The sequence below is a fragment of the Baekduia sp. genome (assembly GCF_035318805.1).
In the GTDB taxonomy this organism is placed as follows: Bacteria; Actinomycetota; Thermoleophilia; order Solirubrobacterales; family Solirubrobacteraceae; genus Baekduia.
In genome coordinates, this window is the sequence record NZ_DATHDY010000035.1 from 14,116 (window position 1) to 40,925 (window position 26,810).

Annotated in this window: 23 protein-coding genes; 15 read left to right on the plus strand and 8 right to left on the minus strand. The window is 72.5% G+C overall.

Going from position 1 to position 26,810, the window contains the following annotated elements:
• The first annotated feature begins 41 nt into the window (after positions 1-41).
• The gene (locus VK501_RS08755; protein WP_324336708.1) at positions 42-1,136 is read left to right on the plus strand and encodes an acyltransferase; all 1,095 of its coding nucleotides are present in this window, start codon (positions 42-44) and stop codon (positions 1,134-1,136) included.
• A 186-nt stretch (positions 1,137-1,322) separates the two neighbouring features.
• Here the strand turns inward: VK501_RS08755 and VK501_RS08760 are convergent, their stop codons facing one another.
• Together VK501_RS08760 and VK501_RS08765 are read right to left on the minus strand one after the other, a co-directional pair.
• Positions 1,323-2,075 carry a polysaccharide deacetylase family protein gene (locus tag VK501_RS08760; RefSeq protein ID WP_324336710.1) on the minus strand — a complete coding sequence of 251 codons (753 nt, stop codon included), beginning with the start codon at positions 2,073-2,075 and terminating at the stop codon, positions 1,323-1,325.
• A 2-nt stretch (positions 2,076-2,077) separates the two neighbouring features.
• Entirely contained in the window at positions 2,078-3,262 is a 1,185-nt protein-coding gene (locus tag VK501_RS08765; protein ID WP_324336712.1) for a glycosyltransferase family 4 protein, read from the minus strand.
• A 306-nt stretch (positions 3,263-3,568) separates the two neighbouring features.
• Between VK501_RS08765 and VK501_RS08770 the strand changes: the two genes are divergently transcribed.
• Positions 3,569-6,922, plus strand: coding sequence for an Ig-like domain-containing protein (locus VK501_RS08770; protein WP_324336714.1), 3,354 nt, complete (start codon positions 3,569-3,571; stop codon positions 6,920-6,922).
• A 13-nt stretch (positions 6,923-6,935) separates the two neighbouring features.
• On the opposite strand, the gene VK501_RS08775 is transcribed toward VK501_RS08770, so the two are convergent.
• The 4 genes from VK501_RS08775 to VK501_RS08790 all read right to left on the minus strand — a co-directional run bounded on the left by VK501_RS08775 (position 6,936) and on the right by VK501_RS08790 (position 10,285).
• Complete coding sequence (locus VK501_RS08775; RefSeq protein ID WP_324336716.1) at positions 6,936-7,436, minus strand: glycosyltransferase; 501 nt, start codon at positions 7,434-7,436, stop codon at positions 6,936-6,938.
• 2 nt (positions 7,437-7,438) lie between these two features.
• Complete coding sequence (locus tag VK501_RS08780) at positions 7,439-7,840, minus strand: UDP-N-acetylglucosamine--LPS N-acetylglucosamine transferase (protein ID WP_324336718.1); 402 nt, start codon at positions 7,838-7,840, stop codon at positions 7,439-7,441.
• A 79-nt stretch (positions 7,841-7,919) separates the two neighbouring features.
• A complete protein-coding gene (wecB, locus tag VK501_RS08785; RefSeq protein ID WP_324336720.1) occupies positions 7,920-9,083 on the minus strand; it encodes a non-hydrolyzing UDP-N-acetylglucosamine 2-epimerase in 1,164 nt (387 codons plus the stop codon).
• On the minus strand, positions 9,080-10,285 hold the full coding sequence (locus VK501_RS08790; protein ID WP_324336722.1) for a UDP-N-acetylglucosamine 2-epimerase: 1,206 nt from the start codon (positions 10,283-10,285) through the stop codon (positions 9,080-9,082). The genes wecB and VK501_RS08790 overlap by 4 nt, the downstream gene beginning before the upstream one ends.
• Before the next feature lie 130 nt (positions 10,286-10,415).
• Between VK501_RS08790 and VK501_RS08795 the strand changes: the two genes are divergently transcribed.
• From VK501_RS08795 to VK501_RS08820, 7 genes are all read left to right on the plus strand, one after another.
• Entirely contained in the window at positions 10,416-15,062 is a 4,647-nt protein-coding gene (locus VK501_RS08795; RefSeq protein WP_324336724.1) for a LamG-like jellyroll fold domain-containing protein, read from the plus strand.
• Between the two features lie 120 nt (positions 15,063-15,182).
• On the plus strand, positions 15,183-16,211 hold the full coding sequence (locus tag VK501_RS08800; RefSeq protein ID WP_324336726.1) for an ABC transporter ATP-binding protein: 1,029 nt from the start codon (positions 15,183-15,185) through the stop codon (positions 16,209-16,211).
• The gene (locus tag VK501_RS08805) at positions 16,208-17,032 is read left to right on the plus strand and encodes an ABC transporter permease (protein WP_324336728.1); all 825 of its coding nucleotides are present in this window, start codon (positions 16,208-16,210) and stop codon (positions 17,030-17,032) included. Before VK501_RS08800 ends, VK501_RS08805 begins: the two co-directional genes overlap by 4 nt.
• On the plus strand, positions 17,032-18,075 hold the full coding sequence (locus VK501_RS08810) for a nucleotidyltransferase family protein (protein WP_324336730.1): 1,044 nt from the start codon (positions 17,032-17,034) through the stop codon (positions 18,073-18,075). Before VK501_RS08805 ends, VK501_RS08810 begins: the two co-directional genes overlap by 1 nt.
• Positions 18,072-18,338 (plus strand): PqqD family protein, encoded by a 267-nt coding sequence (locus VK501_RS08815; RefSeq protein WP_324336732.1) that lies wholly within the window; start codon positions 18,072-18,074, stop codon positions 18,336-18,338. The genes VK501_RS08810 and VK501_RS08815 overlap by 4 nt, the downstream gene beginning before the upstream one ends.
• Positions 18,339-18,341: 3 nt before the next feature.
• Positions 18,342-18,692, plus strand: a complete 351-nt coding sequence (locus VK501_RS28895; RefSeq protein WP_414641165.1) for a lasso peptide biosynthesis B2 protein — start codon at positions 18,342-18,344, stop codon at positions 18,690-18,692.
• Positions 18,689-19,849 (plus strand): asparagine synthase-related protein, encoded by a 1,161-nt coding sequence (locus VK501_RS08820; RefSeq protein WP_324336733.1) that lies wholly within the window; start codon positions 18,689-18,691, stop codon positions 19,847-19,849. Before VK501_RS28895 ends, VK501_RS08820 begins: the two co-directional genes overlap by 4 nt.
• Here VK501_RS08820 and VK501_RS08825 read toward each other — a convergent pair.
• Complete coding sequence (locus VK501_RS08825) at positions 19,799-20,659, minus strand: hypothetical protein (RefSeq protein ID WP_324336735.1); 861 nt, start codon at positions 20,657-20,659, stop codon at positions 19,799-19,801. The two genes, VK501_RS08820 and VK501_RS08825, sit on opposite strands and share 51 nt — an antisense overlap.
• 28 nt (positions 20,660-20,687) lie before the next feature.
• Here VK501_RS08825 and VK501_RS08830 point away from each other — a divergent pair, with 28 nt between their 5' ends.
• On the plus strand, positions 20,688-20,840 hold the full coding sequence (locus tag VK501_RS08830) for a lasso RiPP family leader peptide-containing protein (protein WP_324336737.1): 153 nt from the start codon (positions 20,688-20,690) through the stop codon (positions 20,838-20,840).
• Between the two features lie 94 nt (positions 20,841-20,934).
• On the opposite strand, the gene VK501_RS08835 is transcribed toward VK501_RS08830, so the two are convergent.
• A complete protein-coding gene (locus VK501_RS08835; protein ID WP_324336739.1) occupies positions 20,935-21,636 on the minus strand; it encodes an acyltransferase in 702 nt (233 codons plus the stop codon).
• A gap of 123 nt (positions 21,637-21,759) precedes the next feature.
• Between VK501_RS08835 and VK501_RS08840 the strand changes: the two genes are divergently transcribed.
• The 5 genes from VK501_RS08840 to VK501_RS08860 all read left to right on the plus strand — a co-directional run bounded on the left by VK501_RS08840 (position 21,760) and on the right by VK501_RS08860 (position 26,791).
• Positions 21,760-23,220, plus strand: a complete 1,461-nt coding sequence (locus tag VK501_RS08840; protein WP_324336741.1) for a hypothetical protein — start codon at positions 21,760-21,762, stop codon at positions 23,218-23,220.
• The gene (locus tag VK501_RS08845) at positions 23,217-24,833 is read left to right on the plus strand and encodes a glycosyltransferase family 39 protein (protein WP_324336743.1); all 1,617 of its coding nucleotides are present in this window, start codon (positions 23,217-23,219) and stop codon (positions 24,831-24,833) included. The genes VK501_RS08840 and VK501_RS08845 overlap by 4 nt, the downstream gene beginning before the upstream one ends.
• 67 nt (positions 24,834-24,900) lie before the next feature.
• On the plus strand, positions 24,901-25,212 hold the full coding sequence (locus tag VK501_RS08850; RefSeq protein WP_324336745.1) for a hypothetical protein: 312 nt from the start codon (positions 24,901-24,903) through the stop codon (positions 25,210-25,212).
• On the plus strand, positions 25,209-26,189 hold the full coding sequence (locus VK501_RS08855; RefSeq protein WP_324336747.1) for an FAD:protein FMN transferase: 981 nt from the start codon (positions 25,209-25,211) through the stop codon (positions 26,187-26,189). Before VK501_RS08850 ends, VK501_RS08855 begins: the two co-directional genes overlap by 4 nt.
• 2 nt (positions 26,190-26,191) lie before the next feature.
• Complete coding sequence (locus VK501_RS08860) at positions 26,192-26,791, plus strand: hypothetical protein (protein WP_324336749.1); 600 nt, start codon at positions 26,192-26,194, stop codon at positions 26,789-26,791.
• Positions 26,792-26,810: the final 19 nt, after the last annotated feature.

Sequence of the window (26,810 nt, forward strand, 5' to 3'; positions counted from 1 at the left end):
GGTGGTGCGAGTCCCCCTGGGCACGGCCATGCTCCAGGGCGGTGCCTTCGCTCACCCGCACGGCCGCGGTCCGGCCGGGAACGACCCGCCGCAATTCCTTCGACCTGCTCCGCCTCGCCGCCGCGCTGGCCGTCCTGGTCTCCCACTCCTTCGCCTTGGCCGGCGACCGCGAGCCCCATGTCGGCTCGCTCGCGCTGGGCACGATCGCCGTTCTGGTCTTCTTCGCGATCAGCGGCTTCCTGATCACGCAGAGCTGGATCCTCGAGCCGCGCCTGCTGACCTTCCTGGGCAAGCGCGCGCTGCGGATCATGCCCGCGCTGGTGGCCGTCCTCGTGTTGTGCGCGCTCGTACTCGGCCTGGTCGCCACCACGCTGCCGCCGACCGACTACCTGACCGATGCCGGCGTGTGGAAGTACGTCGGCGCCAACGCGCTGATGAAGACGACCTACGAGCTGCCCGGCGTCTTCACGAGCAACCCGTTCCCGGGCGCCGTCAACGGCTCGCTGTGGACGCTCAAACACGAGGTCCGCTGCTACCTGCTGGTGGCGATGGTCGGTCTGGCCGGCCTACTGCGCGACCGCCGCGCTGCGACCGCCGCGCTGCTGGCGGCGATCGGCGTGGCCGCCGGCGCCGACGGCCACGGCCCGGACGTGCTCGGCGACCCGGTCCTGCTTCGCTCCTTCTGCGTGGCCGCGCTGCTCTACGTCTGGCGCGAGCGGGTGCCGTGGTCGGTGCCCGCCGCCGTCGCCCTGTTGGGCGCGTGGGTCGCGACCTCCGGCAGCGAGGCGGGCGTCTGGGTCGCGACGCTGGCGCTGCCCTACGCGACCATCCTCGCCGCCTACGCGCTCCCGGCCTCCTGGCAGCGGCTGACCTCGCGCGGCGACATCTCCTACGGCGTCTACCTCTGGGCCTTCCCGGTCCAACAGGTGGTCGCCTCGGCCTGGCACGACGTGCCGCCGGGGATGCTGATCGCGCTGACGCTGCCGGCGACCGTCGCGCTGGCGATCGCTTCGTGGGTCCTCATCGAGCGGCCCGCGATGCGGCTCAAGACACGCCTGGTCGGCCGTCGGCGAGGGCCGGGCGCGACACCTGCCCCGGCCGCGGCGACGGCGCCGCCGTCGACCGCATCGGCGTAGGCGCCGGAGCGCGTCGACCTCGCCGTGATCGAATGGTACGGCCCGTTCACTCGCGGCCTTGGCGGGATGGACCGCTGGAGCGTGCTGCACCGCGAGCCCAACACCTCCCGCGACTTCGACACCGTGGCGCTGCGGCGGGCTCGGCCGGCGGCTGCCTGACCCCACCGGCGGCGTCGGCGTGGTCAGCTATTCCGGAGGGCCCGCGGGCGTCGTCGGTGGCGGTCCGATGGTGCGTCGCCGGCCGACGCCTAGGAGCTTGAGCGCCAGGCGCCCGCCGCCGTGGCGGGTCGGGCCCGGGAGGCGCGGGGCCGCGAATCGGTCCCACGGCCCAGGGACCCACCCCCAGGCGAGCTCATAGCCGGCCGCCGCGGTCGCGGCGCGCACGCGCTCGTCGTGCGCACCGAAGGGGTAGGCGAGCGTGCGGCACGGGCCGCCGCTAACGGCTTCGACGCCCTCGCGACAGGCAGCCAGGTCGGCGGTCAGCGTCGCGTCATCGAGAACACGCAGGTCGTCGTGGCGCATCGAATGCGCGCCGAGCTCCATGCCGGCGGTGACCAGCGCGCGCGCGTCGTCGGCTGTCATCAGCCGCCCGGCCTCGCCGCCGACGACGTGGTGCGCGCCGCCCCACACGCCGGGGTTGACGTAGAACGTCGCCCTCACGCCGAGCCGCCGCAGCAGGGGCGTCACCACGGTCAGCGCATCGCGCCAGCCATCGTCGAACGTCAGCACAGCGGTGCCCCGGGGCTGACGAGCGCCGCCGCCGGCCGCGACGACCTCCTCGGCGGTCAGGAACCGATAGCCAGCGCGCTGCAAGAGGCGGATGTGGGCCTCCAGGTGCTCCGGCGCCATCACGAGGTCGAGCGGGTCGTCGCCCGGCGCCACGTAGTTGACGCCGTGATAGGCCAGCGCGACGGGCCGCAGGGCGCGTCGGAGGGCCACGGCTAGTGCACCCCCGCGGGCTGGAGGAAGGGCGCGAGGCCATCCGCGTCGAACTCGGGCAGCTCGAGCGCGCGCAGCAGTCGCTCCGCGACCGCGCGCCATGTGAACAACGCCGACCGGTCGCGGGCAGCCGCGCCGACGCGCATGGCGGTCTCTGCGTCGGCGTAGCGGCGCATCGCGGCGAGCAGGGCCTCGTCGTCGGTGGGATCGACGACCTGGCCTCCGTCGCCGATCAGGTCCGCCGAGCCGCCCGCGGCCGAGCCGATGACCGGCAGCCCGGCAGTCATAGCCTCGATGTAGGCGATCGCCGACGCCTCGCGGTGCGATGGCATCACGAAGCAGGTGCACGTCTGGAACAGGCGCTCCAGCTGCGCTGTGTGGTCGGGACGGTCCATGCGTAACACGCCGTGGCCCGTGACGCCCGGCGCGTCGAGGGACGGATGTCCACCAACGACCTCCAGCCGCGCGCCGGGGTGCTCGTCCCGCAGCCGCGCGAAGGCCCGCAGGACGCCGGGCCCGTTTTTGCCCTCCCAGTCGAGGCCGACGAACAGCAGGCGCGGGATGTTCCAGCCGCGCGGCGCCGGGACCGGGTCGTAGTTGCGGCCCAGGCCCACAGAATGGACCTTGTGCCGGGCGATGCCATAGTCGCGCACGACCGAGTCGGCGGCCCACGACGTCGACAGGCAGCAGGCCGTGGCGCGCTCGTAGGCCCGGCGCTGACGGGCCATCCGTGCCACGATCGCGCGTCGCGACAGCGACTCCCAGCCTGGGTAGTCTAGCTCGACCGCCTGCGGGATCGTGAGGTCCTCGAACGTGACCACCGGTGGACCGGCCGGCACGCTGTAGCCGGTGCCGATCTGGACGATCGCGTCGACCGGCCCCGCACGTCGCAGGCGCCCGGCGAGCGCGGAGCCGCGCACCACGGCGACGGTGGGCGAGATCCGCGCGACCGTACGCCCGTGGCGGATGGCGCGGCGTGCCCCGCTCTCGTGCGGGCGCGTGCGGGCGAGGGCCACGGCGTTGAAGGTCACCGCGTCGACCGCGCGCGGCAGGCGCGCGTCGATGCGCCGAACCTCGAGGCCGAGCTCGGCCAGCCCGCTCGCGATGCCTGCCGGCGTGCCCGACCAGGTTCCGCGAGCGTCGGAATCGCCCGGGAACACGATGCCAACGGTCGTGCTCGCAGTCATGGGCGGCCACGCTAGTCGGAGCCCACCGGCAAGGCCCTGACCTGTCGAACAGGTTGTCCGGTGAGCGCGAGGTTAGAGAACTGGCCTTGCGGGGCACTTGCAGGCGGAGCGTCCACCTTCGGCTGCCGTCTCTCAAGCAGGGGACCCCGGGAGCCGAACGGACATCTTGGCGTCGCAGTCGTCAGCGACGTCGTCCCATATCCGGTTTCCGTCCGCGTGTGGTCCAGCACGTCGGCCGAGCCTCGCAAAAGGAGTTCATCCCCCGTGCGGTCATCCGTCCGTCGGTCAGTTCCGGCTGCCCTCGTCTTGACTCTGGGCCTCGTCGCCAGTGCGAGCGGCGCCGCACCGACCAGCTACGTCGCACCCAGCGGCAGCGATACCGCCGCGTGCACCCAGGCCGCGCCGTGCAAGACGTTCGACCGGGCCTACCGCGCCGCCTCGGCCGGCAGCGAGGTTGAGATCGCCGGGGGGACATACGGGGGCCAGGACTTCAACGGTCCGCCCGCCAAGGCGACCAGCGAGCGGATCGTCTTCCGCCCGGCCGCCGGCGCCACGGTCAAGATCGGCTACCTCGGCGTGTCGAACACCGATAACGTCGAGATCCGCGGCATGGAGACCGACGGGTGGGGCGTCACCGACGGCTCCACCAACGTGATCCTGCGCGACGTCACGATCTTCGACGAGCGGAACGGCGGCTACTTCGGCGGCGCCCACGACACGCAGATCATCGGCGGCGAGATCGGCCGCATCGATCCCGGCGACGGCATCCACTTCAACAACGCCGGTGGCAACACGAACACCAACATCACGATCGACGGTCTGTACATGCACGACCTGACGCGCAACCTCGATCCGAGCTACCACACCGACTGCATGCAGACGGGCGACGTGGCGGGCCTGCTGATCCGCAACGCGCGGTTCGTCAACTGCGGGACGCAGGGGATCTTCCTCAACCCCTACAACGGCGGCGTGACCAAGGACATCACGATCGACAACGTCTGGTTCGGGCCGGCGCAGCTGGGCTACAACAGCCTGTACGTCGGCGGCGCCACCAACGTGACAGTGCGCAACAACAGCTTCACGCAGTCGATGTACGTCTCCGCGACGGCAGTGAATGTGCGGATGATCAGCAACATCTTCGCGGCGATGGACGCGTACACGTGCCAGTCCAACGCGAGCAACTCCGCCGTCTACGACTACAACATGTCGCAGAACGCGTGCTCGGGCGCGACGCACCACACGGTCAACGCCGGCCTGTCCTCGCAGTTCGTCAGCGCCACCTCGTCGCCGTCCTGGGCGCTGAACCTGCGCCTCAAGGCGGGCGCGGCCGCGATCGACAAGGGCAGCCCGACGGGCTCGACGACCACCGACTACGACGGCCATGCGCGCCCGGCCGGCCTGGCCCCCGACGCCGGCGCCGACGAGTACGGCAGCACGGGAGGCAGCACGCCGCCCCCGCCCACCAACGTGGCGCCCGACACGTCGATCAGCGCAGGCCCGACCGGCTCGACCACGGCCACGACCGCCAGCTTCTCGTTCAGCGCCAGCGACGACAGCACGCCGGCCGGCTCGTTGACCTACGAGTGCTCGCTCGACGGCGGCGCGTGGTCGGGCTGCAGCTCGGCGAAGGCCTACAGCAACCTGACCGTCGGCAGCCACAGCTTCTCGGTGCGCGCCACCGACACCGATGGCGCGACGGACGCGACGCCCGCCACGCGCAGCTGGACCATCACCTCGTCGGGCTCGGCCACCACGTTGTTCGGTAACGAGAACGTCGAGTCCCTGGCCGACCGGCTCATCGACGGCCAGGCCGAGGCCTGGCCATTCACGGCCGCCACCGCCGGGACCGCCGCCACGGTCAGCCTGTACGTCGACCCGTCGTCGACCGCCTCGGGCGCCGAGCTCGGCATCTACGCCGACAACGCGGGCGTCCCGGGCACGATTCTCGGCCAGGGGACGCTGACCAGCCCGACCGCCGGCTGGAACACGGCAGTGGTGCCGGGCTTCTCGGTCACGGCGGGGTCGCAGTACTGGATCGCCATCTTCGGCACGGGCAGCGGGGAACTCCGGTTCCGTACCCACCCGACCGGCGGCGACTGCCTCGCGCGCCTGTCGGCCACCAACACCTTGTCGAGCCTCCCGGGCTCGTGGTCCGGCACCGGCACGGCCAGTGAGTGCCCGGTCTCGGCCTACGTCACCGCCGGCAGCGGCTCGCCGCCGCCGGCCGACACGGTGGCGCCGGACACGTCGATCTCGAGCGCGCCGAGCGGGTCGACGACGAGCACGTCGGCGTCGTTCTCCTTCACCGGCTCGGACAACGTCACGGCGGCCGGATCGCTGACCTTCGAGTGCCAGCTCGACACCGGCGCTTGGGGCGGGTGCACGTCGCCGAAGGCCTACTCGGGCCTGGGGGTTGGCGCGCATACGTTCAGGGTGCGCGCCAAGGATTCGGCGGGCAACGTCGACACTTCGCCTGCCACGGCGAGTTGGACGACAGCGAGCCCGCCGCCGCCGGCCGACACGACCGCGCCGGATACGACGATCACCTCCGCGCCGGCCACCCCGAGCTCCGCTACGTCCGCGACGTTCGCGTTCAGCGGCAGCGACAACGTCACGCCGGCGGGCTCGCTGACCTTCGAGTGCTCACTGGACCTTGCAGCGTGGGCCGCGTGCGCATCGCCGAAGAACTACAGCGGCCTAGCCGTGGGCAACCACAACGTCCGCGTCCGCGCGAAGGACGCGGCCGGCAACGTCGACGCCTCGGCGGCCAGCTTCAGCTGGACAATCGTCGCGCAGGACACGACCGCGCCCGACACGACGATCACCTCGGGCCCCGATGGCCTATCGCTCAGCACGACCGCATCGTTCACGTTCACCGGCTCGGACAACGTCACCGCCTCAGACGCGCTGACGTTCGCGTGCTCCCTGGACGGCGGGCCGTGGCTGATGTGCACGAGTCCGCAGGGATACGACAACCTGTCGCTCCTCGGCCACAGCTTCGCGGTGCGGGCGACCGATGCCGCGGGCAACATCGACCCGTCGCCGGTCGTCTACTCGTGGTCGGTCGCGGCGCCGACCGTGCCCGGCACCGTCGAGCCGACTGATCCGACGGGCACGCCGACGACGCCGCCGGCCACGACGCCGGCGGTCACCCTCGGCGCGCCGACGGAGGGCAGCACGTTCAGCTCGCGGCTGGCTTACAGCGCCACGGCGGTCGCGCCGCAGGACGCCACGGTTAAGCGTGTTGAGTTCTGGTTCGACGCCAACCGGCTCGCCCGCGACACCGCCGCGCCGTACACGTACTCGTGGAAGGTGCCTAGCTCGACGAAATCCGGACCGCATACCGTCAGCGCGCGTGCGTACGACAGCGCGGGCCGTGTCGCGTCGGTCGCGACGACCGTCATGCGCACAACGGGCGCGACCGCCGCCGCCAAGCCGGTCGCCGCCTCGCTGATGGCGATCAGCGAGCCGAGCGGCGGCACCGAACTCGCGGGGCGCACGCGTTCCAGCCGGCCCATGCGCGTCGAGCTCGCGCCCTGCTCCGGCGAGCGGAAGACGGTGCGACCAGTCCAGGTCACGCTCCGCCCGGAGTCGGGGAAGCTGAGCGGACGTCATCGCACCGGCCGACTCTGCGTGGTCGGTCTGATTGCGCAGCCGTAGGGACCGGCCAGGCTCAGACCGCGCCGGCCCGGGCGACGCCGGCGCGGTCAAGCCCGGACCGCAGCTCCGTGACCAGCGCCGCCACGCCCGGCAGCCCCCCGCCCGTCGTCGCGGGCGCGCCGTCGGCATGGTCCGCGATGGCGTCGGCCAAGCCCGTCTCGTTCTCGACGAGCGTCACCAGGCCGCTGGCCGCCAGCCGGCGCGCGAGCGGCAGCTGATGGTCGTCGACGGCCTCGCCGAGGTGCAGGCGGCGCGGCACAACGACCGGGCGCCGCCCGCACCGGCGGGCGAGCATGATCGACCCGACGCCGGCGTGGCAGACCACGACGCGCGCCGCGCGCATCCGATCGGCCAGCTCATCGAAGCCGAGGAAGTCCAGCCACTCGCCGGCGCCTGACGTGATCGCCGACGAGCCGTATTGGACGACGAGCTTCTCATTGATCCGCAGCGCCGCCGCGGCCGCGACCAGGCGGTCAAAGGGCTGCTCGTTGGTGCCGATGGTGACGAGGACCATGATCAGTTGGCGAACAGGTTGCCGGCGAAGCGCAGCCGCGGCGAAGTGGCGGCGAGCTCGGGCCATTGCACGAAGACCTGCTCGGCGACCGGGCGGATCATCCGGCCGCTGAGGGACATCTCCTCGATGCGAGTGACGCTCTCGACGTAGAACACCGGCACTCCGCCCAGCCGGCTCAGCCAGGCGAACGGCACCGCGACGCCGGCGCCGGTGGTTAGCATCGCTGCTGGGCGTTCACGGCGCAGGACGTGCACCGCCAGCCGCAGGTTGCGCAGGAAGTTGCGCAGGTTGCGGTTCGTCGGCCCATAGGCGTGGATCACGCGCTCATTGGCGAGCAGCACGCGGCTATCGGACTTGTCGAACGTGATCCACACGCGCGCGCAGTCCTCCCAGGCGTCGCTCATCAGCGTCAGCTGGAGCAGGTGGCCGCCTGAGGAGCAGACGAGCAACAGCGGCCCACCGTCGCCGGTTCCGCGCGGCCGCCTACGCATCCCGGCCGATCGCTGCGACGTCGCCGTAACGGGCGACGAGGATGTCGGCCACGCGCTCGGACGCGTGCCCGTCCCACAGTGAGATCGCGCACGGCGTCGGCTCGCCGCGGCTGGGCCGCACCTCGGCGATGTCGCGCGGATCGTCGCCCAGCATGGTGTTCGTACCATGGGTCAGCGTTACCGGCCGCTCGGTGTTGGGTCGGAACGTAAAGCACCTCACGCCGAGCGCAGAGGTCTCCTCCTGCACACCGCCGGAGTCCGTCACGACGGCGCCCGCCGAGGCCTGCAGCGACAGGAACGCGAGGTAACCGACCGGCTCGACGCAACGTACCCCCGCGGCCTCGAGATGCTCGAGCGCCCCGTTGGCCGCCAGGCGCATCCGTGTGCGGGGGTGAATGGGGAACACGACTGGCGCGTGGACGGCCAACAGCGCGAGTGCCTCGGCGATCGCAGCCAGGCGCGTGGGCTCGTCGACGTTCTGTGGGCGGTGCAGTGTGACGAGTACGTACTCGCGCTCGGCGACGCCGAGGCCGCGCCAGGTCTCCAGTGCGCGGGCCCGCCGCTCGCAGCGGCGCAGCGAGTCGATCATCGTGTTGCCCACGTAGTGGACGCCGTGGCCCGGGATCCCCTCGCGAGCGAGGTTCTCGGCGGCCTCCGGGCTGTGGGTCAGCAGGACCTCGGAGAGCCGGTCGGTCAGGACGCGGTTGATCTCCTCGGGCATGCTCCAGTCGAACGAGCGCAGGCCCGCCTCGACGTGCGCGACCGGGATGCCGAGCCTCGACGCGGCGAGCGCGCAGCCCAGCGTCGAGTTGACGTCGCCGGCGACCACGACCAGCGACGGCTCGGTGTCGAGCAGGACTTGCTCGAACCCGACCAGGACCTTGCCCGTCTGCACGCCGTGCGAACCCGAGCCCACGCCGAGCAACCGGTCGGGCTCCGGGAAGTCCAGATCCTCGAGCACCTCGTCGGACATCCGGCGGTCATAGTGCTGGCCCGTGTGCACGACCACCTGGCGGAACGCGTCGCGGCGGCCGAGCGCGGAGATGACTGGGGCCATCTTCACGAAGTTGGGACGCGCGCCGACGACGTGCACGACCGTCGGTGAGCCAGCCCGGGCCTCGGGGTTGCTGACGGCCATCACCGGCTGCCCGCTCATGCGCGCACCCCGAGCCCGTGGTCGCTGTGCAGCACGTAGTGCGCCACCAGCGTCTCGCCGGCCCGCTCGCCGGCGCGGCCATCCCACAGCTCGATGGCGGCGGCGACCGGCGGCTCGCCGGTGGGGCGAACTTCGGCGATGGCGGCGGGGTCGGCGCCGATCAGGACATTGGTGCCGTGCAACAGCGTCGCGGCACGCGCGGTGTCCTCGCCGAGCGTGTGGCACGCGACGCCGACGGCCGAAGCCTCGTCTTGGAGGGCGCCCGCGTCGGTCACCACGGCGCCGGCGCCGGTGAGGAGCGACAGCGCGTCGACGTACGACAAGTCCGTGGCGCAGCGCACGCCGGCCGCCGCGAGTGTGGTGAGGTGGCTGTTCTCGGCCGGCGCCCAGTCTGTGCCCGGGCGCACGCGGACGATCGCCGGCACATGCGTGTGCAGGCGCGCCACGGCGTCGACTGCGGCGCCGAGGACCTCGGCATCAAGCTCCGGCTCGCCGCCGCCGAGGTCCACGAGCACGTATCCGTGGACCGGCAGGCCGTAGGACGACCACGCCTGCCGGGCAAGCGCGGCGGCCTGGTGTCGGCGCAGCATGTCGATCCCGGTGTGACCGACGGCGTGGACGCGGCTGTCAGGGATGCCCTCGTCCAGCAGCTGGTTGGCGTCGTGCGCCGAGAAGGCCAGGAGCGTGTCGGCCAGGCGGTCGGTCAGCACCCGATTCAGAGCCATGAGCGACGGCGCGCCGCCGGTTTGCCGCAGACCGGACTCCACGTGCGCCAGGGCGACCCCCTGCTTGGCGGCCGCGAGCGCGCAGGCGAGGGCGGCGTCGCCCGCGCCGGCCACGACCACCAGATCGGGCTCTTCGTCGAGCAGCGCCGCCTCGAATCCCGCCAGCATGGCCGCGAGCTGCTCCGTGCGGTCGTCGCCCTCGACGCTGAGCCAGCTGTCTGGCGCGGGCATGCCAGGATCGGGGAGCAGGTCGTCGGCGGTCACCGCCGTGTCAGCCGCGCACGCGTGCACCACGACCTGCCGGAACTGGCCGCCACGTTCGAGCGCCGCGACGAGCGACGCCATGAGCACCACGTCGTCGGGACCGCCGAGGGCGTGCAGCACGATCGGCCGGTGGTCGGCGGCGGTGGAGGTCTTGATGGGCTGCGGCGGCACGAGCCGCAGGCCGGGACCACTGATGATTCGATGGCCTGCCATGTGATGCGGCGAGCGTAAGCGGGGCCGATCCAGGGAGCCCTGGTCCTCCGGTCAGTTCTGGTTGTGGGAGATGTCGGGCGTCCATACGTTCACCGCCATGTTGCGCGTCAAGCGAGATCGAATCTCGGCCATGATGGCCGCTGTCGTCGTCGCCCTAGCCGCCCCAGCCGCGGCCAATGCGGGCGTCTTCGGCAGCGCCGGGCCGTTCGATGGAGCCGCCACGCAGCCGCTCAAGATCAATGACTCGCTCGTCGCGGCGGCCGCAATTCCCAGCGGGTTCATCGAGGACACCGTCTGGAGCGGCCTTATCGCGCCGTCGAACCTCCGCTTCGCCGCCGACGGTTCGGCCTACGTCGCTCAGCTCGACGGTGTCATCGAGAAGTTCGAGAGCCTCACCGATCCCACGCCGACGACCGTCGTGGACCTCAGCAGCCAGGTCGCCTTCTTCGGCGATCGCGGGCTCATCGGCATGGCGCTGGACCCGCAGTTCACGACCGGGCGCCCGTACATCTACGTGTTGTACACGTACGACGCCAAGATCGGTGGGACGGCGCCGCTGTGGAACGACAACTGCCCGAACCCGCCTGGGGCAGATATCAAGGGCTGCGTGGTCAGCGGCCGCCTGTCGCGGATCAATGCCAACACTGGCGCCGAGACTGTCCTGATCAAGGACGAGTGGTGCCAGCAGTACTCGAGCCACTCCGTCGGCGACCTGCAGTTCGGCCCGGACGGTGCGCTGTATGCCAGTGCCGGCGACGGCGCGAGCTTCACGTTCGCCGACTACGGCCAGGACGGCCAGCCGGTGAACCCGTGCGGTGACCCGCCGGGCGGCGTCGGCGGCGCGATGAGCCCGCCCACCGCGGAGGGCGGCGCCCTACGCTCCCAAGACGCGCGCACTAGCGCCGACCCCACGGGCCTGGACGGCGCGATCATCCGCGTGGACCCGGACACCGGGGCCCCGCTGCCCGATAACCCCGGCACCGGCGATACGAATGCCAAGCGGGTCATCGCCTATGGCATGCGCAACCCGTTCCGGTTCGCATTCCGGCCCGGCACGACCGACCTGTACTTCGGCGACGTCGGCTGGAACAGCTGGGAGGAGCTCAACCGCATCCCGAATCCCACCCAGGTCCGCAACTACGGGTGGCCGTGCTACGAGGGCACCGGCCGGATGAGCTCGTACGACAACCTCAACCTGAACATCTGCGAGAACCTCTACAGCTCGGGCTCAGTCACCGCCCCGCTGTTCACCTACGGTCACGGGTCCACAGTGGCCGACGAGAGCGTCTGCTCGCCCGGCACCTCGTCCACCTCGGGCATCGCCTTCAACAACGGCACGAGCTTCCCCGCCGCCTACAACGGGGCGTTGTTCTTCGCCGACTACGCGCGCGGCTGCATCTGGTCGATGTTCGCCGGTGCCGGCGGCGTCCCCGACCCGGCGACACGCCAGGTCCTCGTCGATGGCGCGGATACCCCCGTCGACCTGCAGACGGGTCCCGACGGCGCGCTGTACTACGTGAGCGTCGGCTCCGGCTCCATCCACCGCATCAGCGCCGTCAACGCCAACAAGGCGCCGACCGCGCACGCGACCGCCAGCCCGACATCCGGCACCGTGCCGCTGATGGTCAACTTCGACGGCACCGGGTCGACCGACCCCAACAACGACACGCTGACCTACTCGTGGGACCTCGACGGTGACGGGACCTACGGCGACTCGACCGCCGCCAAGCCGTCGTTCACCTACACCATCGAGGGCTCCTACACCGTGCGCCTCAAGGTCGCCGACCCGGGCGGCGCAACGAGCACCGCCCAGCTCACCGTCACCGCGGGCGTCCCGCCCACGGCGACCATCGCCGCGCCGGCCACCGGCCAGAGCTACGCGGTGAGCGACCTCATCAATTTCTCGGGTTCGGCCGTCGACGGCCACGGGGCGGCCATGGCCGCCTCGCGCCTGACGTGGCAGATCGAGTTGCACCACTGCTCGGCGATCGTGCCGGGCAGTTGCCACGTCCACAACCTGCAGACCTATAACGGGGTAGCGTCTGGCTCGTACACGTACCCCGACCACGAGTACCCGTCGTACCTGACGCTCGTGCTCACCGCGACCGACGCCAGCGGGCTGGCCGACACGAGGTCCGTGCGCATCGATCCCAAGACCGTCGAGTTGACGTTCACGTCGTCGCCCTCGGGCCTGCCGATCTCGGTAGGCGCCGAGGAATCGATGACGCCGTTCACCCGCACCGTCGTCCAGAACGGCACGGTGGCGGTGATCGCGCCGACACCGCAGATTCTCGGCGGGACGTCCTACGACTTCACGTCGTGGTCCAACGGCGGCGCGGCGGTCCACCAGTTCACCGCCCCGACCGCGGCGACGACGTACACCGCCACCTACACGGCGTCACCGTGCCCGACGTACACGGGACTGGTGGGCCAGTGGGGCTTCGACGAGGCCAGCGGCACAACCGCGACGGATGGCACGGGCAACGGACTGAACGGTTCGATTACGGGAGCCGTCCGCTCGTCGACCGGCAAGTTCGGTGGCGCGCTGAGTTTCAACGGCACGAGCGACGTGGTCAGCGTCGCCGACAACGCCAAGCTCGACCTGACCACCGGCATGACCCTCGAGGGGTGGGTCAACCCGACGACGCTGGCCGGCTCCTGGCGCACGGTCGGCATCAAGGAGAACACGGGCGCGCTCGTCTACGCGCTGTACGCGACCAACAACACCAACATGCCGAGCGGCCACGTCTCGACGCCGGCCGAGTCCGACACTCGTGGAACCGGCACGGTGCCGCTGAACGCGTGGACGCACCTGGCAACGACCTACGACGGCGCGACGCTCAAGATGTACGTCAACGGTACGCTCGCCTCGAGCAAGGCCGTCACGGGCTCGATGCCCAACAGCGCCGGCGCCCTGCGGTTCGGCGGCAACAACGTCTGGGGCGAGTACTTCAGCGGCAGGCTGGACGAGCTGCGGCTCTACAGCCGCGCGCTGACGCAGGCCCAGATCCAGAGTGACATGACCGCCCCGGTGACCTGCAGCGGCGCGCCGCCGGCGCCCGTGCTGAGCACGTCGCCCGCGAGCCTGTCGTTCAGCGCCACGTCGGGCGCGGCGGACCCGGCGTCCAAGACCATCAACGTCACCAACACCGGCGGTGGGACGCTGAGCTACACGGTCGGCGACGACCAACCATGGCTGTCCGCCTCGCCGGTCAGCGGCTCCGCGCCCGGGACGATCACGGTCTCGGCGTCGGTCAGCGGCTTGGCGGCCGGCACCTACACCGCCAACGTCACCGTGACGGCGTCCGGGGCGAACGGCTCGCCGAAGACGATCCCGGTGACGTTGACCGTCGCGGCGGCCCCGGCCGCGCCGACGCTAACGACATCGCCCTCGAGCCTCGCGTTCTCCGGCGTCTCCGGGGCAGCCGACCCGGGGTCCAAGACCATCGACGTGACCAACACTGGCGGCAGCACGCTGAGCTACACCGTCGCCAAGGACCAGCCGTGGCTGACCGTGTCGCCGGCCGGCGGCACGGCTCCCGGGACGATCACCGTCAACGCGTCGCTCAACAGTCTTGCGGCCGGCACCTACACCGGCAACGTGACCGTGACGGCGTCCGGCGCAAGCGGGTCGCCGAAGACGATCCCGGTGACGTTCACGGTCGCCGCGCCGCCCGCGCTGGGGGTCACGCCTTCCACGCTGGCGTTCACCGCCATGCAGGGCGGCGCGAATCCGGCGCCGCAGACAGTCGACGTCTCCAACACCGGCGGCGGGACGCTCACCTACACCGTCACCAAGGACCAGAGCTGGCTGACGGTGACGCCGACCAGCGGCACCGCGCCGTCCACGCTCACGGTCGGGGCGAACAGCGCGGGGCTGGCTCCGGGGAGCTACACCGGGACGGTGGCCGTCTCGGCGCCCGGCGCGGGCGGCTCGCCCAAGACCGTGTCAGTGGCGCTGACCATCAACGCCGCCCCGCCGGCCCCCAGCGGCCTGGTCGGTGCCTGGGGCTTCGACGAGACCTCGGGCACGGGCGTCACGGACGCGTCGGGCAACGGACTGAACGGCACGCTCACCGGCGCGACGCGCACCACCACCGGCAAGTTCGGCGGGGCGCTGAGCTTCAACGGCACCAGCAACTGGGTGACCGTCGCCGACAACGCCAAGCTCGACCTGACGACCAAGATCACGATGGAGGGCTGGGTCAACCCGACCGCGCTGGGCTCCACCTGGCGCACGGTGATGATCAAGGAGGGCGCCAGCTCGCTCGTGTACTCGCTGTACGCCAGCGAGGGCACCAGCAAGGCCAGTGGACACGTCTTCACCAGCACCGAGTTCGACACGCGCTCGACGGCCGGCGTCGCGCTGAACACGTGGACGTACCTGGCGACGACCTGGGACGGGGCGACGCTCAGGCTGTACGTCAACGGCACGCTGGTCTCCAGCAAGCCGGTCACGGGCACGATGCCCAACAGCTCGGGTGCCCTGCGCTTCGGCGGCAACAGTGTGTGGGGAGAGTGGTTCAGGGGCCAGCTCGACGAGATCCGCGTCTACAACCGGGCGCTGGCGCAGTCGGAGATCCAGGCCGACATGACCACGCCGGTGTCGGGCGCCGGGTTGAGGGTGGCTGTCGCCTCGGCCAAGAAGGCCAAGAAGGACGTCAAGAAGGCCGCCAAGCAACGAAAGAGCGGGTCGAAGCCCTCCAAGGGCACGGCTCATCGCAAGGCCCAGGCACCCAAGGCGAAGTACCCCGGCAAGCACCGGCGCCCGCGGTGAGCGACGCCGTTGCGTGGCCGCCCTTCGGCGTCCGCGGCGTAGCTGGTCCTCGGGAGCCAGGACCAACACCTAGCCGTTCGGTGTGGCCCAGTGCAAGGCCGCGCACCTAGCATCGCCGCCGTGGCCTCCGCACCCTCGAGCATTGCGCCCAGCGTCGGCGCACGTGACGTTCCGATCCAAGACGCCATGCCGCACCGACCGGTGCTCGCGGCCGTCCGGGACTTGCACCGCCACTTCAACGGTCGCCCGGCGCTCCAGGGTGTCGATGTGGACCTTCGCGCGGGCGACGTCCACGCGCTGCTCGGGCCCAACGGTGCGGGGAAGACGACGCTCCTGCGTGTTCTCACCGGGCTCGCCGCACCGACGAGTGGCACCGTGACGATCCTCGGCGAGGATGGATCTGGCCGGCGATCCCGGACGATGGCCGGCCGGGTCGGACTCGTGCCATCGGGCACGCGGACGTTCTACCTGCGAATCAGCGGCCTGGAGAACCTGATCTTCTTCGCGCGGCTGCATGGGCTGCGTCGCCGCGAAGCGACGAAGCGTGCCCGGGAAACTCTGCGCGACGTGGGGCTCGGCGAAGCGGCGGACCGTCGCGTGGACACGTATTCGCAGGGGATGCAACGGCGCCTCGCGATGGCGCGCGCGCTGCTGACCCGGCCGGACGTGCTCCTCGTCGACGAGGCCACCCACGACCTTGATCCCGAAGGCGCCGAGGCCGTGCGGCAGCTGACGCTGCGCGCGGCCGGCGATGGGGCCGCAGTCCTGTGGACCACGCAGCGAGTGGAGGAGATCCGCGGCTTCGCACACTCGGTGACGTTCCTGGATCGCGGCGTCGTCAGATTCGCGGGCTCGGTCACACAGCTGATCGACCGTGCCCCGATCGGCCGGTACGTGCTGGCTCTCCGCGACGGTGTCGGGAACCCCGTGCCGGCGCGTGCCGTGTCCGAGGCGGTGCGCCATCTCGCGCACGTCTTGCCGGCACCCGGCGCCGACCATGTGCTCATCGAGCTGCGAGGCGGCGCACCGTTGGGCCGCGTGATCGCTGCGCTGGCCGTCGATGGCCACGACGTCGTCGCTTGTCGGCCCGAGCGCTCCGAGATCGAGGAGGCGTTCCTGGCCCTGACGTCGGAGGGACGTGCGTCATGACCGCCGTCTTCCGGGAGGGCCTCAAGCTCGGCGCGTTCCTGCGCCGCGATTTCAAGATCATGACCAGCTACCGCGTCGGGCTGTCGTTCGGCGTGGTCTCCCTTGCGATCCAGGCACTGCTGTTCTCGCTGATCGGTCGCGTCGTCGACCCTGCCCGCCTGCCGATGTATGGCGGCACGCGTGCCACCTACGTCGAGTTCGTCGCCGTCGGTCTCGTCTTGACGCTGCTGGCGGGGCTCATGCTCGACCGGGTGGCCAACGGCATCCGCCAGGAGCAGTTCGTCGGGACGCTGGAGGCGTTGCTCACCACGCCGACCGCCGTCGCGACGATTCAAGTCGGGACCGCAGCGTTCGAGCTCCTCGCCGTGCCGATCCGCGCCGGGGTCCTGCTGCTCATCATCGCGTTGGCGTTCGGTCTGCGGCTCGAGGCCGAGGGCGTGCTGCCCGCCGTCGTGCTGCTCCTGGCCTTCGCTCCGTTCGTGTGGGGCCTCGGGCTCCTGAGCGCCGCGCTGGTGCTGACGTTCCGACGCGGTGCGGGCGTGGTGGGGCTCCTCACGACCGTCATGGGCATCTCGGCGGGCGCCTACTTTCCGCTGTCGGTTCTGCCAGGGTGGCTTGCGACGATCGCGCAGGCGAACCCGCTGGCTCTGACGCTCGAAGGGCTGCGTGCGGCCCTGATCGGTGGCCAGAGCTGGGGGGCGATCGACACGACGCTCGCCGTGCTCGTGCCGCTCTCCGCCGCCGCACTCGCTGCCGGCGTCGTCGCCTTCCGCCTGGCGCTGGACCGCGAGCGCCGGCTCGGCACGCTGGGGCTGTACTGATGACGGGCAGCGACAGGCGGAGCATGTGGCAGGCGGTCGACGCGCTCGTCGACGCGGCACCCTCGTTCGAGCACCTGCGCTGGCATGGCCTCCATCTGCTCGCGGCGCGCCGCCGGCGCGAGCAGGGCGCCGCTGTGCCGCAGAACATTCGCGTCGAACAGCGTCTCGCCGCGGTCCGCGCGCTCGGCGCCCCGGAGTTGCTGCGCCGGCTCCGCGACGCCGTCGACGGACCGGTGATCCTCGTCAAGGGACCCGAGGTCGCCGTGCGCTACCCGGACCCGCTGACGCGGCCGTACCGCGACCTCGACGTGCTCGTCTCAGACAGCGTCGCCGCCCAGAAGGCGCTGCGCGCCGCCGGCTTCAGGGAGGTGGGAGAGCCTTCCATGTACCGGGGCATCCACCATCTTCGGCCATTGCAGTGGGACGGTCATCCGCTATGGATCGAGGTCCACCACCAGCCGAAGTGGCCGGACGGACTGAGCGCCCCGACCGCCGCCGAGCTGACCGACCGCGCGGTGTGCCACGCCGCGGTCGACGTCGGCGGGGTCGCGGCGCTGGACCCCGCGGCGCATGCGGTGCTCCTTGCCGCACACGCCTGGGCGCACACGCCGCTGGCGCGCCTGAGCCACCTCGTCGACATCGCGGCCGTCGTCCAGGAGGCCGACGCCGCAGAGGTCCGGGGGCTGGCCGAGCGCTGGGGATGCGCACGCCTCTGGCGGACGACCGAGCGGGCCGTCGATGCTCTCTTCAACGGCAGCGCTCCCAGCCTTGCGATGCGAACGTGGGCCCGGCATCTCGCCGCCGCGCGCGAGCGGACGGTCTTCGAGCGGCACGTGCAGGAGAGCGCCGCGCCGCTCTGGGGACTCCCGCCGGTCCCGGGCGCCAACGCCGCTGCCGCCACGCTGCTCGGCACGGCGCGCCGCAACCGTGGGGAAAGCTGGAAGTCCAAGTTGCATCGCAGTCAGGCCGCCCTGCGCAACGCGGCACGCGCAAAGTCGCTACACGACGCCGAACTCGCCGAACCAGGGAGGGACCCCCGATGACCGACACACTCCGTCTCAACGCCGCGCGCCTGCGCTGGACGGCGATCGACGACGAGGTCGTGGCAGTGGACAAGACTTCGTCGGTCTACCTTGCCGCGAACTCCAGCGGCGCCGCGCTGTGGGACGCCCTCGCGCGTGGCGCGACGCGGGGCGAGCTCGTCGCGACGCTCATCGCGGCGTACGGCTTAGAGCCCGAGCGCGCCGCCTCCGATGTCGATGCCTTCATCAGCGAGCTGGGCCGGCACGGCTATCTCGAGGCGTGACGAGTGCGAAGCCCGCCGGATACGGCGACGCTGCGAGCCGCGTGGTGGACCCTGCGCGCGCTGACCGCGACGCACCGCGAGCTGCGCAAACGCCCGTTCGAGTCCGTCGTGGTGGCGGCGCCCCCGTCGCTTCCCCCGCACGCCCTCCGCGGCGTGCAGGCCGTACTCCGGCGACGCGAGCCGACCTGCCTCGAACGCTCCTTGGTGCTGCAGCGATGGCTCGCCGCGCACGGCGACCGGCGTGACGTGATCATCGGCGTGCTTGCTCCCGCAGACGGGTTCGGAGCGCACGCATGGCTCGAAGGTGAAATACCATCGAGCCCGTTCCGTGAGCTCACCCGAGTAGCGCCGTGACCGGATCGCCGCTCACGGACCTGGAGGTCGTGACGAGCATGCCGTTCGGCGCGAGCAGCGCGCCGCCCCGGCTGTTGGCCGCCGGCGATCCGCGGGCCGCGATCGAGGCGGCGATCCTTCCCGCCCTGCAGCGCGGACCATGCGTGGTGAGCTTCTCCGGCGGCCGCGACTCCTCGGCCGTGCTCGCCGTCGCGGCAGCGGTCGCCCGGAGGGAAGGCCTGCCGTTGCCCATCGCCGCAACGAACCGGTTCGTGGCCGCACCGGCGTCTGACGAGCGCGAGTGGCAGGAGCTCGTCGTTCGCCACCTCGGGCTTGCGGACTGGGTGCGGCTCGAGCACGACGACGACCTCGACATCGTCGGGCCCGTGGCCACGGCGGTCCTCCGGCGCCACGGGCTCCTGTGGCCCTTCAACGCGCACTTCCACGTCCCTCTGCTGGAGGTCGCACGCGGCGGGTCGCTGCTGACGGGCATAGCCGGCGACGAGTTGTTCAACGCAGCGTCGTCGCGGCCCGGTCCAACACGACTTGCGGCGCGAGCCCTCGCATGCGCTCCGCGGCAGCTACGCATCCGGGCGCGCGCGCACCGCCACGGTCCGGCGGCTCCGTGGCTGAGCCGACCTGCTCGCCGCCGGCTGCATCGGGCGGCGGCGGTCGAGCATCTGGCCGAGCCGGGGAACCTGGACGCCCGAATGGCGTTGTGGCACACGTTGCGCTACCTCGAGATCGGAACCGCGAGTCTGGCGCTGCTCGCCCGCGACGCGGACGTCCACTTGGCCCATCCGCTCTGGGACGCGGCGTTCTGGGGCGCCGTCGCCGCAAGCGCCCCGTTGGGGGGCTTCGTGGGGCGGACAAGCGCCATGCGCGCACTTTTCGGCGACGTCCTGCCCGACAACGTGCTCAGCCGCGTCGACAAAGCGGCGTTCAACGACGCGTTCTGGCGCACGCCGAGCCGGGAGCTAGCGGGGTCGTGGAACGGAGAGGCGCTGCCCGAGGCTCTGATCGACCGCAGCGCCCTGCGCCGGATCTGGACGTCCGCCGCCGCGCCTCCCGGGCAGACGTTCACAGCGCTGCAGGCAGTGTGGCTCGGGCGCCAGCGGTTGGCTCGGTCAGCTCGCGCTCACGGCAGCCAGGAGCTGCTCGCCGGCAGCCTCGATTGAGCTCCAATCTCGGGGACGACAGAACTCGTACGACGGAAGAGCGCTGAGGTCCATCAACGGCCCGCCGCCGTCCACCGCGTCACGTCGCACCCCACGATGCTCTGCGAGCGCCCGCAGCTTCGCCGCTCCGCGCAGGCGACGGACAGCAACATCGTCGGCCCATCGGAGGTGGACGAACCCCCCGAGCGGAACGGACGCCGGCACGGTGGCCAAGGTCACGCGCCAGCGTTCGCGCGCGCCGACGCGCCCAAGCGCCTCGCCGTTTCCGAGGTGGGCGGCGGAGCCGGCACGCAGATCGATCGACCGGGGACCGGCAAGGGCATGGCCGTCGTCGACGATCAGGACGTCGTCGGCGAGCACGGGGACGCCGCGCCCCGCCAGCCATGCCAGAAGCGTGCTCTTGCCCTCGCCCTTGTGCCCGAGGACGCCCCAGGCCGAGCCGCCGCAGACGAACGTGCCGGCATGGAAGGTTTCGCGTCCCATCCAGTGCGCAGCGACCAGGACCGCGGGCGCGAGGAACGGGTGTACCAGCGCGGCGGGAGTGAGCTCGCCGGGGACGGAGAAGATGACTCGGCCGGATGCGCGCTCCAGCCGGATGGAGCCGTCGACCGTCTGCAGGCGGAGGTCGGCAGTGTGGTCGTCCATTCGATCGCGCGGGACGCGGGCGCGGCCACGCTCCACGACGACGCGCAACGCGGGCCAGGAGCCGGGCGCCGTCACGAGTAGATCGTCGGCGGCCTCTAGGCCCTCGAGGCGGAATCCGTAGGCTCCGCGATGCTGCGAACTGGCCGATTGGGGTGTGGACTTCACGAGACCACCACCCTAGGCTCTTCGCACGATGCCTCCTCACAACGACACTGACCGAGCGTACGAGCCGCCGGCCCTCGAGGTCCTCGGCACGGTTGCCGACCTTACGCTCGTGGACAAGAAGTACGGGGAGAGCGACGGCTTCACGTTCCAGGGCGTGTCAATCACGAACGCCTCACCGTGAAGGTGCGCCGGGCTTGAGCGGGTCTTGAGCGCAGCCGACCGCAGCCCTCCGCTCGTTCGAGGCTAGTTATTCGTCGAGTTTGCGGACTGCCGGCTCACCGCCAGCGCTCGAGCAACTCCGCGTCGCCCACCTGGCGGACGACGCGCGCCGGAACGCCCATGACCAGGCCACGCGGGGGCACGTTGGCGGTGACGACCGCGCCGGCGGCCACGAAGGCCTCCTCGCCGATCTCCACGCCCGGCGTCAGCACGACGCCGCCGCCGATCCGGCAGGCACGGCGCAGCGTCGCGCCGCGCAGGTCGTAGTCGTCGCCGTGGCGGTTCATGGTGTCGTCGTTCGTGGTCATCGCACACGGCCCGACGAAGACGTCGTCCTCGACCACGCTGAACCCGGTGATGTAGACGTTGGTCTGGATCCGCACCCGGTCGCCGATCGTGACGTCGTTGTCGATCGCCGACCCGCGGCCGATCACCGTGTCGCGCCCGATGCGCGCGCGCTCGCGCACGTAGGACTGGTCGCCGACGATGCTGCCCGCGCCGATCCGCGCCGCCGCGAAGACGATCGCCCCCGCGCAGATCGCGGCGCCGTCGCCGATGGTCAGCGGGTCGTCGCCGACCGGCTCGGCGCCGGAGGTCGGCGCGAGCTTCGGCGCCTTGCCGAGGATCACGCCGTCCTGGATCACGACGTCGTCGCCGATCACCACGCCGGGGTGGACCACCACGTTGGCGCCGAACGAGACGCCGGTGCCCACCTGGGCCGAGGGACTGAGGACGAGGTTGGGTGCCTGGACGCTCATGCGGCGCGACCCTAGCGGGGCGATCGGCCGTTGACGACCGGGCCTGCGGGCGCCGCGGCCGCGTTGCGCTTCGTTAAGCGCAGCGCGAATGCGTCACGTCGCGGGCATACCCTGGACACCGCCGTGCTGCTCGAGGAGCGTCCCGTCCCCACTTCGGTCTCGCAGGCGCCGTCCGGTACGGCGCGCGTCGGCGCGCGCGCGCACGGCGCCTGGCTGCTGGCCGCAGGCTCGGTCGCGGTGGCCGCGCTGACGCTCCTGCTGCCCAGCGCGCCGACCTACGACCCGTGGTCGTGGATCATCTGGGGCCGCGAGGTCGCTCACCTGGACCTCGTCACCACCGGCGGGCCGTCGTGGAAGCCGCTGCCGGTGATGTTCACCACGGTCTTCTCGCTCTTCGGATCGGCCGCTCCGGACCTGTGGCTCGTCGTCGCGCGTGCGGGTGCGATCGCGGCGATCGTGCTGGCGTTCCGCGTGGCGCGGCGCCTCGGCGGCGGCGTGGCGGGCGGCGTCGCGGCGGCGGCCGCGCTGGCGATCGCGCCGTGGTGGATCCGCAACGCGGCGCTGGGCAACTCCGAGGGCCTGATCGTCGCGTTCCTGCTGGCCACGGTCGACCGCCACCTCGCCGGCGACCGCCGCGCCGCGTTCTTGTTCGCCGTCTGCGCCGGCCTGCTGCGCCCCGAGGCGTGGCCGTTCCTCGGGCTCTACGGCCTCTGGCTGCTGTGGCGCCGGCAGCTCCCGATCGCGATGGTGCTCGGCGCGGGCGCCGGCGTCGTGGCGCTCTGGCTGCTGCCGGAGCTGTGGGGCTCGGGTGACCTGCTGCGCGCCGCGCACCGTGCCAAGGACGTCAACCCGGGCGCGCCGACCTACGCCGACAACCCGGCACGCGAGGTCCTGCGCGACGCGGGGGAGATGCTCACCGCGCCGCTGATGGCCGGGCTGACCGCCGCGGCGGTGATGCTCATGGTCCGCCGCGACCGCGCGGTCGCGTTCATGGTGGCGCTGTCGATCGCCTGGCTCGGTCTCGTGGCGTACATGACCTCCGACGGCTTCTCGGGCAACCAGCGCTACCTGATCGCGCCGGTCGCGCTGCTGATCGTCCTCGGCGGCGCCGGCGCGGGCTGGGCGCTGCAGCGCGGGGTCGTCCTGCTGCGCCGCGCGGTCCCCGGCGTGGTCGGGCGGCACGTCGGCCACGCGGTCGTCGTCGTGGCGACCGTGGCCGTCGGCGTCGGCTTCGCCGCGCCGAGCTTCCAGCGCTTCGTCCCGACGATGCACGGCCTCGAGTACCAGGCCGACCTCGCCGACGAGCTGCCCGGGCTCGTGCGCGCGGCCGGCGGCGCGGACGCGCTGACGCGCTGCGGCACCCCCTACACCGGCGCGTTCCTCGTGCCCGTCGTGGCCTGGAACCTGCACCTGCACACCCAGCAGGTGCAGCTGGCCCCGCGGGCGCCCGCCGTGGTCTTCCGCGTGCGGACGACCTCGCGCACCCACCCGGTGCCGTCGCTGGCCGCGGTCGGCGACCGCGACACGCTCGCCACGGGCACGCGCTGGCGGATCGTCGCCGCGTGTGGGAGCGGCGGGGCGTGAGCGCCGTGGCGGAGGGCTCGGCGGGCGCGACCGCGCCGGTCGGGACGGACGCGAGCGCGGGCGGCGGAGGCGCGCCCGGCGTGCGCTGGTGGCGGCGCCCCGCGGTCCTGTCGGCCGCCGGCGTGCTGCTGCTCCTGCTCGCCTCCGTGCAGCTGCGCACGCACGCGCTGACCGCCAAGTTCTGGATCGACGAGGGCCTGTCGGTCGGCATCGCCCACCATCCGCTCCTCGACATCCCGGGCCTGCTCCGCAAGGACGGCGCGCCGCCGTTGTACTACATGCTGCTCCACGTCTGGATCAGCGTGGTCGGCGGCGACGGCGAGTCGCGCATGCACGCGCTGTCGGTCATCTTCGCGGTGCTGACCGTGCCCGCCGGCTGGTGGGCGGGACGCCGGCTCTTCGGCACGCGCTCGGGCTGGGCGACCGCCGCGCTGTGCGCCACCTGCCCGTTCCTGACCTACTACGCCCAGGAGACGCGCATGTACTCGCTCGTCGCGCTCCTGGGCCTGCTGAGCACCGCGAGCTTCGCCATGGCCTACGCCTTGCGCGACCGGCGCGCGCTGCCGGCGTTCAGCGTCTTCACGGCGCTGACCGTGTACACCCACAACTGGGGCCTGTTCCTGTCGCTCGGCATGGGCGTGGCGTTCCTGGTGCTGTGGCGCACGGCGCCCGCCGAGGAGCGCGGCCCGCTGCTGCGCGACGGGTTCATCGGCTTCGGCGCGCTCGCGCTCCTGTACCTGCCGTGGGTGCCGACGCTGCTCTTCCAGGCCGCCCACACCGGCGCGCCGTGGGCCGAGAAGCCGTCGCTGGACGCGATCATCAGCGGGCTGCAGAACCTCGTCGGCGGCGTGGAGACCGCGCTGCTGGTGACGGTCGTCGGCGTCGCGGGCCTGGCCACGCTGCGCGGTGGCGCCGAGGGACGGCCCCGCTCGCGCGCCGTCGTCGCGCTCGCGGTGTCGCTCGGCGTGTCGGTCGCGCTGGCGTGGCTGGCGTCGCAGGCCTCGCCCGCCTGGACGTCGCGGTACTTCTCGGTATTCGTCGGCCCGGCGCTGCTGCTGGCCGGCGCGGGCATGGTGCGGTTCGGCAAGGTCGGGCTGATCGCCCTGGCCGTCGTGCTCGTGCTGTGGTTCGACCCGCACGAGCGGTCGATCCGCGGCAAGAGCGACGCCTACCGCGTCGCCCGCACCCTGCAGGACGACGGGCTGATCGCGCCGAGCGACCTCGTGGTCGCCGTCCATCCCGAGTACGGCCCGGCGCTGCGCTATTACCTCGGCGACGGCTACCGCTGGGCCGACGCCATGGGCCCCGTCGCCGACCCGCGCGTCTTCGACTGGCGCGACGCGCTGGACCGTCTGAAGGCCGCCGGCCCCAAGCGCACGCTCGACAAGCTCGCGCCCGAGGTGCAGCCGGGCCAGCACCTCGTGCTGTTCCTGCCGATCATCCGCACCGCCCGCTGGGGCGCGCCGTGGACCGCGGAGGTCCGCCACCGCTCGCCGCAGTGGGAGCACGCGCTGGACCACGATCCGCGCTTCCAGCGGGTCGCGCCGGTGCCGCGGTTCGGCCTCCGGCCGCTGCCGCGCGGCGTGCGCGCCGTCGTGTACCTACGCAAGTAGCCGCGCTCTCAGGCAACGCCCAGGCGCGGTTCAGGCGCGGTTGAGGTCGCGCGTGGATCCTCCCGGCATGCCCGACCTCCCTCCAGCAGCGCCGGCCCCGCGGCGGCGCATCCGCGCGCCCGGCGCGCGGCGGTTCATCGCAGGAGCGCTCGCCAGCGCGGTGGCCGTGTTCGGCGTCCTCGCGCTCCGCGTCAACGCCGGCACCGACCCCGCCCTCGGCAGCGCCAAGGCGTCGACCGCCGGCGACGCGACCACGACGACGCAGCAGTCGTCCTCCTCGGCCGTGACGGTCGACCCCTACGCCGCGGGCACGACGAGCGACGACCAGTCGTCGCCGGGCGCCACCTCCCCGGCGCTGCCGACCACGCGCGCGTCATGAGCCGGCTCGACGTCAGCTTCCCGGCGATGGGCGGCCAGGCGCGGCTCCTGCTGGCCGACCGGGCGCCGGGCGACGCGCCGTCGCAGCGCCTGCTCCACGCGGCCGCCGACGCCCGCGCGCTGCTGGCCGACCTGGAGGCGCGCTGGACGCGCTTCGATCCGGACTCCGACGTCGCGCGGCTGACCGCCGACCCGCGGCACGAGGTGCCGGCGCACGCGCACGTCCGCGCGCTGGTGCGCGCCGGCGCCTGGGCCGGGCGCGTCTCCGGCGGCCTGGTGGACATGACGCTGGGCGACGAGCTCGCCCGGGCCGGATATGCGGGCCACTGGGACGGCGCGACGGCGTCGCTGCCCGAAGTGCTGGCGGCCGCGCCCGCTCGTACGCCCGCGATGCCCCATCCCGCCGCGCGGTGGCACGACCTGGGCGTCGACGGGCGGGCGCAGACGATCCGCCGGCCGCCCGGGGTCACCCTGGACAGCGGCGGCCTCGGCAAGGGGCTGGCGGCCGACCTGGTCGCCGCGCGCCTCGTGGGGCTGCGCTACGTCGTCGACGTCGGCGGCGACCTCGCGATCGGCCACGGTGGCGGCGGCCTGCACGAGATCGCCGTCGAGGATCCGCTGCGACCCGGCGCCGGCGTGCACCGGCTGCGCCTCGGCGCCGGCGGCGTGGCGACCTCGGGCATCCACCGGCGCCTGTGGCTCGGCGCCGACGGCCGCCCCGGCCATCATCTGCTCGACCCGGCGACGGGCCGCCCCGCGTGGACCGGCCTGCTGGCCGCGACCGCGGTGGGGCGCACCGCCCTGGAGGCCGAGATCATCGCCAAGGTGGCGCTGCTGCGCGGCCCGTCGGGAGGGCGGGCTGCGCTCGCGGCGCTCGGCGGCGTGCTCGTCGGCGAGGGCGGCAAGGTCGAGGTCGTGCCGCCGCTGCGCCGCGCGGCGGCCCGGACCGTCCGGGCGCTCGCCGAGACGGCCGCCTGACCGTGGACCCCTTCAACTACACCTGGTGGCTGGCCAGCCGCGCGTTCGGGATCGTGGGCTTCACCGCGCTCGGCGTCGTGGCGGTGCTCGGCCTGGTCTCGGCGCTGCGACTCGTGTCGCCCGCGCGCGCCGCGCGGATGCGCCCGTGGCACGAGCGCCTGGCCCTCACCGGCCTGGGCTGCACGGCGCTGCACGGCGGGCTGCTGCTCTTCGACCCCTGGCTGCACCCGGGCGTGCTCGGCGTCTTCGTGCCGTTCACGATGGACTACCGCCCGCTGTGGACCGGCCTGGGGACGATCGCCGGCTACGCGCTGGCCGCCTTCGGCCTGTCCTTCTACCAGCGGCGGCGCATCGGGGCGCGGCGCTGGCGCAGCGCGCACCGCTTCGCGTCCGTCGCGTTCGTGCTCGGCGGGCTGCACGCCCTGATGGCGGGCACCGACGCGCGCAGCCCCGTGCTGCTCGCGCTCATCCTCGGCTTCGGCGTGATCATCGTCACGATGGCCGCCGCCCGGGCGTTCGGGTTCCCGCAGCCGCGCCGCGCGCCGACCAGCCCTTCCGTTCAGGCCCGAACGGCCCCCCTGAGCGGGCGGGGCGCTCGGTGAAGAACTGTTAGGACGCGTT

Coding starts and splice junctions, on each gene's coding strand:
- VK501_RS08815 (WP_324336732.1), top strand. CDS start 18,072: ATGACCGACACACTCCGTCTCAACGCCGCGCGCCTGCGCTGGACGGCG.
- VK501_RS08805 (WP_324336728.1), top strand. CDS start 16,208: ATGACCGCCGTCTTCCGGGAGGGCCTCAAGCTCGGCGCGTTCCTGCGC.
- VK501_RS08795 (WP_324336724.1), top strand. CDS start 10,416: ATGATGGCCGCTGTCGTCGTCGCCCTAGCCGCCCCAGCCGCGGCCAAT.
- VK501_RS08765 (WP_324336712.1), bottom strand. CDS start 3,262: ATGACTGCGAGCACGACCGTTGGCATCGTGTTCCCGGGCGATTCCGAC.
- VK501_RS08810 (WP_324336730.1), top strand. CDS start 17,032: ATGACGGGCAGCGACAGGCGGAGCATGTGGCAGGCGGTCGACGCGCTC.
- VK501_RS08780 (WP_324336718.1), bottom strand. CDS start 7,840: ATGAGCGACGCCTGGGAGGACTGCGCGCGCGTGTGGATCACGTTCGAC.
- VK501_RS08775 (WP_324336716.1), bottom strand. CDS start 7,436: ATGGTCCTCGTCACCATCGGCACCAACGAGCAGCCCTTTGACCGCCTG.
- VK501_RS08790 (WP_324336722.1), bottom strand. CDS start 10,285: ATGGCAGGCCATCGAATCATCAGTGGTCCCGGCCTGCGGCTCGTGCCG.
- VK501_RS08850 (WP_324336745.1), top strand. CDS start 24,901: ATGCCCGACCTCCCTCCAGCAGCGCCGGCCCCGCGGCGGCGCATCCGC.
- VK501_RS08835 (WP_324336739.1), bottom strand. CDS start 21,636: ATGAGCGTCCAGGCACCCAACCTCGTCCTCAGTCCCTCGGCCCAGGTG.
- VK501_RS08830 (WP_324336737.1), top strand. CDS start 20,688: ATGCCTCCTCACAACGACACTGACCGAGCGTACGAGCCGCCGGCCCTC.
- wecB (WP_324336720.1), bottom strand. CDS start 9,083: ATGAGCGGGCAGCCGGTGATGGCCGTCAGCAACCCCGAGGCCCGGGCT.
- VK501_RS08855 (WP_324336747.1), top strand. CDS start 25,209: ATGAGCCGGCTCGACGTCAGCTTCCCGGCGATGGGCGGCCAGGCGCGG.